Here is a 14,298-nt window from a genome sequence, read left to right as displayed (position 1 = left end):
AAAGTTATAGGTAAGGACGTAATCGGGACTCATCGTTTCGAGCATGAAATCGGGAATTTTTAGGCAACGAATTTTACATTCGTTAGACGTTGACCTTCCTGTTTTTTCGAAATGGTGTCGGGTATTGCCCCAACACCTCTTTGATTCCCCATGAGCGTTCGAAAAATTGCCAGTAAGCTAGGCCTGTCGCCTTCCACGGTTTCCCTTGCCTTGCGCAGCAGCCCGAAGATTTCCGCGGACACGCGGGAGCGGGTATTACGGGAGGCGGAGGGCCTCGGCTACAAGCCTAACGCCAAGCTGAACGAGCTGATGAGTCACTTGCGCCTGAATGGGAGCGGGCCGACGGTGGCCTGCTTCGGGGTGATTTCCTTCTACGACACCCTGCGACCCTGGGAGGGGTCACGGCACCTGACTGCGGTCTACGAGGCCATGCGATCGCGGGGCGAGGCTTTGGGGTATCGCCTGGAGTCCCTGGGATTGAAGGCTCCCGGGATGAATGCGGCGCGTTTCAGCTCGGTTCTGGACACGAGGGGAATCCAAGGACTGCTCTGCTTCGGCAGTCCGAACTTCGAGGAGGAATTCCCCAAGGAGCTAGACCACTACGCTGTCGTGACGATAGGGCTGAGCATTTCGACGCCGTTGCATCGGGTGACCAGCCATTTTTTCAACGACCTGTATCGCACCTTGGAGCGCCTTCACGCGATGGGCTACCGGCGGCCGGGGCTGTTGTTGAACGAGTACGAGGAGGGGCGCACGGCCCACTCTTATCCCAGCGCTTACTTGGGGTGGTGCGAGCATGCTCTGGGCAACGCTTCGCTGATGCCGATCTTGCGCACGACGGAGGTGAGCGCGGAGCGTACCTTGGAGTGGGTGCTCAGCAACCGTCCCGACGTCATCGTCTGCGTGCACCATCGCCGGGAGGTGGAGAAGCTGCAAATGATCTTGGAGGGCAACGGCATGGAGGTGCCGCGGGACGTGGGGATCGCAGCGGTTACGCAGCTTTTGGATGGGACGCGTTTTTCGGGTATGCAGCAGAACCAGCGCTTGATGGGGGAGTGGGCGGTGGAGCTTTTGGTCTCGCGCATCATGAATCAGGATCTGGGCATCCCCACTAATCCGCGCATCGAAATGGTGGAAAGCGAGTGGATCGAGGGGGAGACGCTGCTTCGGCGCCAGTGGCGCTAGGGCGGCATAGGGATTGTTCCCAATCGAGGGCCGGGCCACCGCTGTTTCAGTTGCGCAGCCTTACGGTACGCCTTTGCGTTGACCTTGTTTTCTTGCTTTTTTTCTGACGAAACCTCTACTGGCGGCTCGATTTTTTGTAGGCGGCGGCGGGAGCGAGTCCTGAAGCAGGCTGCAAAGAACCACATTTCCGATGTCGATTAAGAACAAACCAAAAATGTACCTGCACAAAACCGATCCCGCGGAAGCGGCGCCGGTCAAGCGGTCGTACGATGCCGACTTCAAACCTTCCGAAGCCTATCGGGAGTCGATGCCGGACATCATGGAGGCGGTCGAGTCGGAGCAAGGCGCGGCGGTGCCGATCCAGCAGGTAGGCGTGTCCAACTTCAAGCTGCCGCTGACCGTTCGCGGCGCCGGCGGCAAGCTGCTCACCCTGGAGGCGAGCATCACAGGTTCAGTATCCCTAGAGGCGAACCTGAAGGGCATCAACATGTCGCGCATCATGCGCTCCTTCTACGAGCTAAAGGACGACGTTTTTACCATCGACTCGGTTAAGACGGTGCTCGACCTCTTTCGCGACAAGGTGGTGGCCTTCGACGCCCGCATCATCATCCGCTTCAATTACCCGATTGTTCAGCAAAGCCTGCGCAGCGGCTTGGAGGGCTACCAGTACTACAAGTGCGCTTTCGAGGGTCGCCTGTCGAAAGACGGCACTTTCGAGCGCTTGATTCATTTCGACTTCGTTTATTCCTCTGCCTGCCCCTGTTCGGCAGAACTGGCCGAGCACGCCCGCGACCTGCGCGAGGCGTACTCGATCCCGCACTCGCAACGCAGCAAAGCTCGCGTCTTCGTGAAGCTCGCGGAAGGGGCCAGCCTCGACATCGAGGACTTGCAGCAGCACTTGGCGGTGGCTCTCAAGACGGAGACGCAAGTGATGGTCAAGCGCGAGGACGAGCAGGCCTTTGCCGAGCTCAACGGCGCTTACATCAAGTTCGTGGAAGACGCGGCACGCCTCGTCTACGAGCAGCTGGCCGGCGACGACCGCATCGCAGACTTCCAAGTTGCTTGCTCGCATCTCGAGTCGCTGCACTCGCACGACGCGGTCTCGGTCATCTGCAAGGGCGTGCCCGGCGGATTCCAGGCGGATTTCTCGGATTTCGACTCTCTCGTTTGCTAGTGAAAATTCGCGTAAGTTTTCATTGATCTTCGTGGAGTGGCTGTTCACATTGGCCGCTCTTTCAAAAACGGGCTATGGCGCAGCCTGGTAGCGCGCTTGTCTGGGGGACAAGAGGTCGTGGGTTCGAATCCCGCTAGCCCGACCATTTAAAGCATTGATATACAGCACCTTGAGTGGTTTTAACCTGCGGGATAAAATCCCGCTGGCCCGATTGTTTGAAAAGAAAGCCTCTTTCGTAAGTTGTTACGGAAGAGGCTTTTTTGTGGGCTGATTGGCGGTGCTCTGGACGGTAGTGATTGGGCTTCGGCGAACTGTTGGAGAGTTTTCAACGAAAATCTCCCACGGCATTCTGCCGGTCGAGCTTTTCGCAAACTCATTTCAGTTTACCGGGCAATAGGACAAGAGGGCTTACTGCCCGGAAGGTTTGTATTCGTGCAAGGAGAAGCCTCCGGCTTTTGGTTCATCTAGCAGTTGTCGTCAGATTCGTTTTTCTGAGCCTGCCGATTCGTCGTTTAATGAAGCGTCTTTGAATTTTTTGGATTCTTGATTGTTCTATCCTGTGCCTAAAGGCACCAGTCTCCGCGCTCGCGGCCCAGGATGGATGCCCCAGATTCGCGTCAGAGGACTCCCTGCCGATCGTGTGGTCGTTATGCTCAGTTTGCCTTCAGGATATGAGCCTGTCTAGGGGCATCGATGAAAAAAGATTAATGAAACCAAATGTCCGAATTTGGGCATAAGTTGGGTTTCGTTTAATGGGGATCGTTTCGAAGCGCAGACGCTTGCCATGAAATCCTCCGAAAAATTGAATTGAGGGAGATAATGCGATCGCGAATCACGCCAGTCAGACCATTCAAAGAAATGATGTACAGTGCTCTGTGTGGTTTCAATCCGCGGGGGGTAAATCCCGATGCCCGATGGTCAGATCGTTTGAAAAGAAGGCCTCATTCGTGAGTCATTACGGAAGAGGCTGTTTTTGTGATTCGTTACCATTTTGAGGAGAACCCTTCTAGTCTGATTTACTGCCTCTAGGGTTGTTCACAATAATCTGGATTCGTTGTAGCGTCTGATTCAGAAGAACGACATGCGCTACCTTATGGCTAATAGTCTAGTTGGGCTTAGTTTTCTATTGGTCTCTTGTGGCAAGGAGAAGAGTGGTCTTGAGGATGAGCCGGTGAATGGCGTCGAATCTGTACTGAATGTTGAATACATGAAGTGGAAGACGATAGGTGATCCCATAGAAGGGCGTCCTTGGGTGACGGACTTGTCGATTGTCGATCTGGATGGGGATGGGTTGGTGGATGTCGTATTCACGGAAGGGCGATTGAATATGGTGGGATGGATGCGACAGGTCGAGCGGGGTGTTTTCGAGGAATTGACACTCGCAGATGGAGTCGCTGGAGCGGCTCATGTGGAGGCATGCGATTTAGATGGGGATGGAGATCTTGACCTATTGGTGGCGAGCATGGGAATTGTGACGCCAAACGATCAAAAGATTGGAGCCGTGGTCGTCTTGGAGAACGACGGGCGAGAGGGTTTCTCTAAGCGCGTTTTGGTGGAGGGAATTGATCGCGTGACGGATGTGCAGGCGGGGGACCTAGACGGGGACGGGGACTTGGATTTGTCGGTTGGCGCGTTTGGATACTTCGAGGGCGAGATTCGTTGGCTAGAGAATAGGGGAGATTTGGAGTTCGCGAGCCATAGCTTGCTGGGCCTTTCCGGGACGATCCACACTCCGATCGCGGACGTTGATGGGGACGGAGACCTCGATATCATCGCTCTCGTTTCCCAGGACTGGGAGGAAATTTACCTGTTCGAGAACCTAGGAGAGGGGCGTTTCGAGGCGAAAGTCCTTTTTGGTTCAACCAACAAAGATTTTGGCAGCAGCGGTATCCAATTGTTGGATATGGATTTGGATGGGGACGTGGACATTGCCTACACCAATGGCGATGGCTTCGACTATGCCACTCCCGGAGCTCGGCGTTGGCACGGTGTCCAGTGGCTGGAGAATGATGGCTCGGGCGAATTCGAGTATCGCCGCATTGGGGACTTGTCGGGCGCTTACGCTCCCTGTGTGGCCGATATCGACGGCGATGGGGATCTGGATTTTCTTGCTACCAGCGCCTTCAACGATTGGTCGGACGCGAACGCGATATCCTTGGCCTGCTTCGAAAATCTAGGTGGAGGACGCTTCGAAAAGCGCATCCTCGCTCACGCTCCAACTCATCTGATCGCGCTCGAAGCAGGAGATTTGGATGGTGACGGTAGGGTCGAGTTAGTAAGCGGAGGCTTTTATTTTTATCCTCCCATGATCCATGTCAGCCGCGTGAGTCTTTGGCAGCGTAGCCAGTAAGTCGGTTCGCTTGGGGCTGCTTTGCCGATCGCAGAACAAGGGGGACGAAACGTCCCAAGAATTTGCTTGATCTCGTAAAAGTAAAACAGTTTAACTAAAGATCTAACAGATTATCTATTGTCGGATTTCTTCGACTTTCACGCTTTGTGCCCCGGGCCGAGTCCAGGCTCACCCGCTGAACGCTACCCCTCATACCTCCACCCCACTAATCCAGATCTGCTGCAAATAGGGACTCCGAGTCTCCTTGCGGAGCTTCCGTTTGCAGACGCTTTGTCAAACAAGCTAACTAAATATGAAACAGACAGAAAAGTACCCCTATGCTCCACGATTGCTGGCCCGAAACGCTGCGATTGTTGCCCTTGTGTCAGCCGTGCCGCTTTCACTTGGTTGGGCTCAGGACAATGAAGAGGACGATGAAGTTTTCACGCTCTCTCCATTTGAAGTGAACGCGGATGAAGACCAAGGCTACCGCGCGAACAGCACCTTGGCGGGCAGTCGCATCAACACCCAATTGAAGGACGTCGCCGCTTCGATCAGCGTGGTGACTGAGGACTTCATCGAGGACGTTGGTGCGGCCGATTTGAACGACATCCTCGTGTACACTGCCAATACGGAAAGTACGCTAAACTACACCAACGCGGGAGGAAACGGTACTCAGGACTTCGTGTCCGACAACCCGAACATCCAGAACCGTGTGCGCGGCCTAGGCAGCGCCGAGCTTACCCGTGACTTTTTCCGCTCGATTGGCGGAAGCGTCGGTATCGACGCTTACAACCTCGAGCGCGTGACCGTCAATCGCGGCCCGAACTCCATTCTCTACGGGATGGCTGATCCAGCGGGCGTGGTTAACTACGCGACCAAAAGCGCTCTGGTCGCGGAAGACAGTACGGAATTGTCGCTTCGAGTCGGATCCAACACCGACTTTCGGACGACCGCAGACTTCAACCGTGTGCTCATCGACGACAAGTTGGCTGTGCGCGTCCTAGGGCTTTGGGCCGATCGGGGCTACCAGCAGCAGCCTGCGTACTATCACGACAATCGCTTGAACCTAGCGACGACCTACAAACCTTTCGAGAACTCAACCTTCAAGCTGAACTACGAAGTGGCGCGTCAGGAGCAGAACAACCCGAATTCCATCACTCCGATCGACTACGTGTCTGAATGGGTGGAGCAGGGAAGGCCCGCTTGGAACGCTGCGGAGCAGCTGTACAGCGAGTCTCCGGACTACCTCACTCGTCCGCAGAACGTGGGGGCCGTAGCGATTACCGACTACGATGGAAACACGGTTCAGTTTCTAACTGGGGGCAACGACCGCTGGTTTACCGGGGTCGTGCAGCAGCGCGGCGACGCCGACAACTTCACCTCGGTCGCTTTTTCCGACAACAAGATCGCTCCCTTCCATGACATGAATCTCAATCCCAGCCTTCGCAACCACGACTTCGAAGCCCTTACCTTCACTTGGGACCAGAAGCTCGCGGAGAACTTGTATCTGAACGTTGGATACTTGTCTGAGGACTACGAGGAGGATACCCAACGATTCACCTGGGGCTTCCAGATTTGGGTAGATAACAATTCTCACTTCATGGACGGTACTCCGAATCCGCACTTCGGCGAGACCTACGTTCCTCAGAGAACGCTCGACAGCAAGTCGATCCGCAACGTCGACAATGAAATGCTGCGCGGTACATTGACCTATGAGCTGGATTTCCGCGAGCGCAACAAGTGGCTCGGACGCCACAACTTTACGGCTTTGGCGGAGCGCCAAGAAACGGGCAACACCAATACGGTTTTCAATGAGATCCGCTCCGAGCTGGTGGACTACCTCCCCACCAACAATCGGGTGAACGAGGACTTGTGGCAAATGACGCGTATCCGCTATCTCGGCGGCACCGCCGATTCTCCAGCCACCATGGCTCCGGGCGTTCCGGACCTGACGCCGTCAGGCGTGCCCAACCTCTATTGGGATGCGGACGCTGGCATGTGGGCGACCGATAGCTACAGCTCGATGTTTACGCCCAAGCGTCGCGATGTTCAGGCGGAAACCGTCGAATCAACCGGCTTTATCTGGCAGAGCTACTGGCTCGAAGGTAAGGTCGTAGGCACCGCTGGCTGGCGCGATGACACCCAGGAGAAGGCCACGAACTCCTACACAGCGCTCGGCGACGACGGATTGCTGATCCTCGGCGATTCCGCGGGCGATCCTGCGGAATCAGGTGGCCCCACCACCACCATGGGTGTGGTGGTTCACCCGCTCGATTGGCTTAGCTTGCATTACAACGAGTCGGAAAACTTCCGTCCTGCCGCTACCCAGGTTAACATGTTCAACGAGTCCGTGCCCCCGCCAACGGGAGAGGGCGTCGACTACGGCTTCGGGCTCAACCTGCTTGAAGGCAAGATGAACCTGCGCGTCAATTGGTACGAGGTCGAGCAGACCAACAATCGACTGCCTTGGGGACCCGCCATGCGCCTTGCCCAATGGGAGCTGCTCTTTATCGACCAAAACGTGATGGCTGATGTGGCCGCTCTAGAGGGCGTTTCCTACACTCCGGTCTCACCTCTCAGCGTAGGCGATATCAATATCGTGACCACCTCTGAAATGACCTCGAAGGGCATGGAAATCGAGATGATCTACAACCCGACTGAAAACTGGCGCTTCATGGCCAACGTTTCCCAGCAGGATGCGGTTTCCTCCGCTATCGCTCCAGCTGTTACACGGTTCCTGGAAGAGGCTCTTCCATATTGGCAGAACGTAGGCGGCGGTTCCGTCTGGAATAGCGATTTCACGTATTCTACCTGGGGCTTCGAGGGGAATCCATCCGAGTTCTACGATGCGTTCCCTGCATTCTCCGCGGCGACCTACAACGCGGCCGAGGGTACCACCAATCCTCAGCTTCGCGAGTGGCGTGCCAATGCCATTACCAACTACACCTTTACTGATGGTGGTATGAAAGGCTGGAACATCGGTGGAGCCCTTCGTTGGCAGGATGACGCTGCGATCGGCTTCCCGACCATCAACAACGAAGCGGGCGATGTGATTGGTCTGGAGCTCAACAGCCCTTACATGGACGAGGCGACTCTCGACGTCGATTTCTGGATCGGTTTCGACAAGAAGATCATGAACGACCGCGTCGACCTAAACGTCCAGTTGAACGTGCGCAACCTCACACGCAACGAAGGGTTCCAGGCGATCAACGCCAACTCTGACGGACAGGAGTCTGGTTTCCGTATCGAGTTTGGCCCTACATGGACCTTGCAGTCGACGTTTAGCTTCTAATCGGGCTATTTCTTTGCGGTGGGCTGCCCAGGCTTTGGGGCTTGGGCATCCTTCATTTTTTTTAGAACAAAGGTCTTCTTCCAAAGACTGAATCAGCTTTTTCCTGGGCCTCGCCTTTTTGTTTTATTACGGTTCGATGGCCTGCAAAACCCCGATGCTGCGTTCGAAATCAAAATTATTACTCTTTGTTTCCATTGGTTTCTCTGTGGCGGTAGCGATAGCGGTCGGGCTCTTTTGGGGCGGTGCCGATGGTAGGGCAATCCGTTCGGCGCTTCCAGATCGTCCGGACACCGAGGGCTTTCCCACGGAATTGGATCATCGTATAGACAGGATCGAGAGCCGGCTCCTGCTGCCGTGGAACGATCATGGGCAGTCGATTGTCGAGCTGGCAGGCCTGTATCATATAAATGGATTCAACGTGGAAGCACTAGCGTGCTACAAAATCGCGTTGAGCGAGAGCGATGTAGCAGCGGATATCCTGCTTTACCGTCGTGCTGATCTAGCGAGCCAGATGGGCGATTTCGCTATGGCCCGAACGTCCTTGTTCGATTGTTTGGAGAAAACGCCCGACTATCTGCCGGCCCGTCTCAAGTTGGCGGAACTGGAATACAAGTCAGGCGACGCCGACCATGCCTTACAGCGGTATCGCAGCATTCTCGATTCGCACAAAACGCAGCCACAAGCTTTGCTGGCAATAGCGCGCGACCAATTGCGCGAAAACGATGTACAAGAATCTATTGTCACGTTGAAAAAGCTGGTGCTCGCGAATCCCGGGTTTTCGGATGGGTTCTCATTGCTGAGCCAAGCATTGGAACGGGTCGGGCAGGGGCAGCTCGCAGCGGAAATCCGCGAGAGCGCACCTCGTCAAAAGCCTTCCCCTCTGGAGGATCCATGGCTAGATTCCTTGATGAGCGATTGCTACGACAGCCAGCGACTCGGTTTCGCGTTCGAGAATCATCTCAAGGCTGGCGAGCTTGATCGGGCTTTGGAACTGGTAGACCGGATGGAAGCGATACGGCCTAATGACCCGCACGCGTACCAGCAAAGAGGATACGCCTTCTACCAAGTAGGCCGTTACGCGGATGCGGCAGAGGCCTACGAGCAAGCCTTGGAAAATGGGGGCGACCCGTCCACCGTTCGCTATTTTCTTGCCGATTCTCTGGCGAAAGCAGGCTTGGGAAAACGTGCAGAGTCCGTCGTGCTCGAGGAAATCAACCGTACGGGAGGAGACGCGGACATCCTTGTTTTGATGGCCTCACTCGCAGGAGAACGTGGGAGCGCTGAACAGAAAAAATGGTTGGAGAAAGCCTTGGCGATGGATCCCTATCACGTTGAAGGAAATCGCGAAATTTCTCGGCTTTACTGGAGCCTGGGAAAACGAAACGAATCTGTCGAGGCCCTCCAAAAACTGCGTCAGTTGCTTACTCAGGACATAGCCTCGCGGGTTATGATTGGCCGCTATGCTCTTGAGCTAGACCGACCGGAGGATGCGATCGATCCCTTGCAAGAGGCGGTAGAGATCGACCCGAAAAATCAGGATGCCAGCGCTTTGCTCGCTTTGGCTTGCTTGCGTACAGGAAACGAGGAAGCCCGGGCGGGCGCATTCGATTCCGCTATCAGTTTTTACGATCGAGCGATCGACGTCTCGGCAGATGGCGAGGAGGCTTACCTGAACAAGGTGCAGCTTTGCCTGAAGCTCGAACGCTTCGACCTGGCCGAAGCGACCGTAGCGGACCTGATCGAGCGGCGCCCTGACGACCCCGTTTTGTATGTAAGCCTTGGAGACGTGAGAATGGCATCTGGAGATTTGGAAGGAGCTATAGCCAGCTGGAAAGAGGCCATGGTACGCAGCGAGGGAAATCGCGAATTGCGCAGGGTCATAGAACAGCGGCTCAAGGAGGACGGCTAAATGAAGGCGAGCCCGTCAGCTTTCATACGGACGTTCCTATGCGTCGGTGCCTTGATGTATTCGAACAACGGATTCGCGCGGTTTACTAACGTTAGCGACAGCGTGGGGATTGACTATTTGCATGCGGACAAGATCGAAGTCCCGAGTAACGAAGCCTTGGGCTTGGATCGAGTGACTCACACCCCGGTTTCAAACCATGCGGGCGCTGCCGCGTTTGACGCGGACGGCGATGGGTGGACGGATTTCGTAGCGGGGCGATACAACAAGCCTCCCGTGTTGTTTATAAACCAGCGGGATGGAACCTTCGTCGAAGAAGGCGATGCACGGGGGCTATCGGTGGCGCAGGACAGCGGAGCGTTTGCCGCAGGTGACTTCGATGGAGATGGTGATCAGGACCTATTCGTCGTACCGCATCGTGGCGAGCGCTACTATCTTTTTATCAACGATGGGACAGGCGTCTTCGTAGAGGAAGCCACGCAACGGGGAGCGGCGGTTTCGACCAGCGAGCTTCCGCACGAAGGGCACAGCGTCGGGCTGGTCGATTTTGATTTGGACGGGTACTTGGACGTCTACGTGAGCGAGTGGGGACCAGATGCTGGTGTGGAGCCAGACCTGCACTCCGTGCTATTGAGAAACCTAGGGGCAGAAAACCCAGGACACTTCGAAAACGTAACCCTGGCGGCCGGGCTGGCTCAACCTGAAAATGCTGTTGCCAGACAGCACGGGTTTTCTACTGGATGGGCCGACTTCGACGAGGATGGTTGGCCGGATCTCGCTTTGATGGCGGATTTTGGAGGAAGCCGCTTCTACTGGAATCGCGGGGACGGTACCTTTATCGAAGGCACCGATGCGGCTGGTGTTGGGCTGGACGAGTTTGGCATGGGGATCGCTATCGCGGACTACGATTTGGACGGAGACCTGGACTACTATGCGACATCGATTTTCGACCAGAAGCTCTTCGACGAAACGGGTACGAACACTGGAAACAAGTTGTATCAGAATTCTGGATCAAGGCGATTCTACGAAGTTGCCAAGGCGGCGGGAGTGGATCGTGTCGGGTGGTCTTGGGGTGCGGCGTTTTTCGAATACGACAACGATGGCGATCCGGACCTTTTTGTTACGAACGGCATGGATTCGGCTGAATGGGAAGTTTTCTTTTATCAGGACGCCCTCGACGACCCCACCACAGTATTTCAAAATGACGGTGCGGGACGGTTTAACGATATCACTCCAGCTTCGGGAGTGGCGGACCAGGGATATGGGAAGGCGGTCGTAGTACTGGACTACGATAACGACGGCGACGAGGATGTGATCGTCACCCAAACCTTCGGCAAGCCGATCGTTTATCGGAGCAACGCGTCCGAAAATGGAAAGAAGTGGATACGCTTTCGCTTACAAGGTGATCAGTCGAATCGAGACGGAATTGGAGCCGTGGTCCGCGTGACCGATGGAGCGAAGACCCAGACTGCTCTCTTCAATCCAAGCAATGCCTACATGGGGCAAAGGGAAGGCGTATTGCACTTGGGACTGGGGGATGCCGGCGAAACGGTAGACTCCATTCAGGTGATCTGGCCGAGCGGGATTCGGCAGGATATAGAAAATCTGAATACAAATGAAGTGCATTTGTTGGTGGAGCCGGATGTTGAGCTCATCGCTCCAATCATCGAGACACAGCCAGTCGGTGGGAGTTTCGAGGTAGGGGAAAGACTTGAACTGTCGCTGGCGGTGCTTGGCGACACGGGCGTGACCGTCAGCTGGGAGAAAGATGGTGTTCCGCTTGATGGAGCCAACCGACACGAGTTGAACATCAAGCTCCTACAGCCTTACGATGCCGGAGTCTATCGAGCGCGTGTCAAAAACGCTGCAGGGGAGACATTGACTAATGAAGTTTTGGTCGAGGTGGGGATCGCACTGGAAGATCACTCTGTGGCCCGATGGTGGAACGAGTTTTTGTTGGATGCCATCCGCAAGGATTTTCCTGCCCCAACGATTCACGGCAGAAACCTGTACCACCTTTCCGCTGTGATGTGGGATGTTTTCTGGGCCTACGAGTCGGACGGTTGGAACCGAGCCCGAGCAGTGTTTCATCAGGAACCCCTCTCCGAGGCGGATTGGCACGGGGACCGCATTGCGTCCCAGCGGGAAGCAATCAGCTACGCCTGCTTTCGAGTGCTTGAGCAGCGCTACCGAAACAGTGTAAGCAGCGAGCGAATACTTTACAATATCACCTGGCTCATGGATCAGTTGGGCTACGATGTCCTTATTGACTCAATCGAAGGCAATGCGCCTGCCGCCGTGGGCAATCGGATCGCTGCTAGTATTCTCCAGCAAACGCTCAACGACGGATCAAACGAGTCGAATGGATACGTGGACACAAGTGGCTACGAGGCAGCGAACGAGCCGATGGTCTTTAAGCTGCCCGGTACGAACATGGCCGACCCCAATCGTTGGCAGCCGCTTGCCTTCGATTTTAGGGTAACGCAGAATGGAATACCCACCGAGGAAAAGGTGCAGAGCTTCGTAGGCGTGAATTGGCGCGAAGTGGACACGTTCGCGATCGAGAAGGACAGCGGAATAACCATAGCTTGGGATCCCGGTTCGCCGCCCCTGTTTGGGACGGAGACGCACGACCAATTCGTGGCGGCTGCGGTGGAAGTGATTCGCTACTCCTCGCTCTTGGATCCGGCTGGGGGCGAGATGATCGACGTGTCGCCCGGAGGTTTGCTGAATAATCCTTTGGGAACGAATGATGGGCAGGGCAGAAGCGTGAACCCCTTCGATCTCGATCCTGAAACGGGAGAGCCAAAGCCGTACGAGCCGAATATGGTCAACCACGCGGACTATGGGAGAATCTTGGCCGAGTTTTGGGCCGACGGCCCAGCTTCGGAAACGCCCCCGGGGCACTGGAATACGTTGTTGAACGAAGTGAGCGAGCACCCTTTGTTCGAGCGCAAGTACATGGGCCTAGGCGTGGAGATGGACGAGCTGGAATGGAACATCCAATCGTATCTCGCCTTGAATGGCGCCATGCACGATGCGGCGGTGGCAGCATGGACCCTGAAGCGGCAATACGACTATTCGCGGCCCATCTCCATGATTCGCTGCCTAGGAGGATTTGGGCAATCGAGCGATCCCGATGGACCGAGCTATCATGTTTACGGATTGCCGCTGATAGAGGGCTTGATCGAGGTGGTAACTGAGGCAAGCGTGGCGGCAGGGCAGCGTCACGAGCACTTGTCTGCCGAGATAGGAAAGATTGCGATACGAGCTTGGGCCGGTGAACCGGCCGATAGCCATACCCAAGTCGGCGGTGTCGATTGGATCCTTGCGGAGAACTGGTTGCCGTACCAGCGCAGCACCTTCGTGACGCCGGCTTTCGCGGCTTATGTTTCAGGTCACAGCACTTTTAGTCGTGCCGGAGCTGAGGTCGTTTCGCTGCTTACAGGTTCGCCCTATTTCCCGGGCGGGATGGGGCAGTACACCTTTCCGAAAGGCGAGTTCCTCGAATTCGAGTACGGGCCAAGCGATGACGTGACCTTGCAGTGGGCAACCTATTTCGACGCCGCGGACCAAGCGGGCCTCTCGCGCCTCTATGGCGGTATCCACGTCCGAGCGGACGACTTTATTGGTCGAACGTTGGGAGCACGTATAGGGGTGGAAGCCTTCTTGAAGGCGCATTCGCTGAGAGGCAAGGCAGTGAAGCCGAGCGCGTTAAGGCAGTCTATATTCGGGCTGAAGACTGCCGGTGGGAGCGATGGCAACTTCGTAACTTTGGATTTCGATGACGGGCAACCGAGGCCTATCTCGCAAGCGAGCAGCGTCGACGCCGCTCAACAGGCGGGGGATGAAGGCGTGTTTTTTGTTTTCGATGACGATCCATCCACTTCCTATTCCCCTGATTACAAGGTTGTAGTGAAGGCGAGCGGCCTATCGGACGCATTGCTCGCATCGCCAGTGGGAACGCAGGAAGCGGTCTCGGCCGAGTTTGAAATTGAGAGTGGGGAAGTCCGGCTACTTGCCGTACGGGCTTGGACGAACGGCGAGGAATCCACGCGGCCAACGATTTCGCTTTCACGTGTCGACGCTGATGGAGAGACGCTTGTCGCCAGCAACAAAGTACGTGACCGAGGCAGCCTTGACTCGATCGTCGAGGTGCTGGCCTTGCGTGATGGCATGAGCGCAGAGGAGGCGAAGGCCTTCTCTGCTGCGCTCGTAGTTCCGCTGGATGCGGGCCGATTCAGGGTTGAGGCAAGGGGAGAGGGCCCAGCACAACCGATACGCCTAGAAATAGAGGAGGTGAAATGGTGAATACTCGCGGTGGTTCAACTTTAATAAAAAAGTATGACGAATGATTAAACTTTTGACCTGTTCACCTGCGCTCCCGAATGTCTGTGTCGGTGCGAACG

6 protein-coding genes and 1 tRNA gene are annotated in these 14,298 nt (G+C 55.7%); all 7 read left to right on the top strand.

Annotated features, from left to right (window positions below):
• The first annotated feature begins 150 nt into the window (after window positions 1-150).
• A complete protein-coding gene (locus IEN85_RS01020) occupies window positions 151-1,185 on the top strand; it encodes a LacI family DNA-binding transcriptional regulator (protein WP_191615201.1) in 1,035 nt (344 codons plus the stop codon).
• Between the two features lie 190 nt (window positions 1,186-1,375).
• Window positions 1,376-2,359: a GTP cyclohydrolase FolE2 gene (folE2, locus tag IEN85_RS01015; protein WP_191615200.1), complete on the top strand. Its 984-nt coding sequence runs from the start codon at window positions 1,376-1,378 to the stop codon at window positions 2,357-2,359.
• 68 nt (window positions 2,360-2,427) lie between these two features.
• Window positions 2,428-2,504 (top strand) — tRNA-Pro (locus IEN85_RS01010).
• A gap of 948 nt (window positions 2,505-3,452) precedes the next feature.
• Entirely contained in the window at window positions 3,453-4,709 is a 1,257-nt protein-coding gene (locus tag IEN85_RS01005; protein WP_191615199.1) for an FG-GAP repeat domain-containing protein, read from the top strand.
• A 292-nt stretch (window positions 4,710-5,001) separates the two neighbouring features.
• Window positions 5,002-7,983 carry a TonB-dependent siderophore receptor gene (locus IEN85_RS01000; protein ID WP_191615198.1) on the top strand — a complete coding sequence of 994 codons (2,982 nt, stop codon included), beginning with the start codon at window positions 5,002-5,004 and terminating at the stop codon, window positions 7,981-7,983.
• A 310-nt stretch (window positions 7,984-8,293) separates the two neighbouring features.
• Window positions 8,294-9,892: a tetratricopeptide repeat protein gene (locus tag IEN85_RS00995; RefSeq protein ID WP_191615197.1), complete on the top strand. Its 1,599-nt coding sequence runs from the start codon at window positions 8,294-8,296 to the stop codon at window positions 9,890-9,892.
• A complete protein-coding gene (locus IEN85_RS00990; RefSeq protein ID WP_191615196.1) occupies window positions 9,893-14,200 on the top strand; it encodes an FG-GAP-like repeat-containing protein in 4,308 nt (1,435 codons plus the stop codon). It abuts the gene before it with no gap.
• Window positions 14,201-14,298 lie beyond the last annotated feature (98 nt).

The organism is Pelagicoccus enzymogenes, assembly GCF_014803405.1.
Lineage (GTDB): Bacteria > Verrucomicrobiota > Verrucomicrobiia > Opitutales > Opitutaceae > Pelagicoccus > Pelagicoccus enzymogenes.
This window is presented reverse-complemented; position numbering and strand designations above follow the sequence as displayed.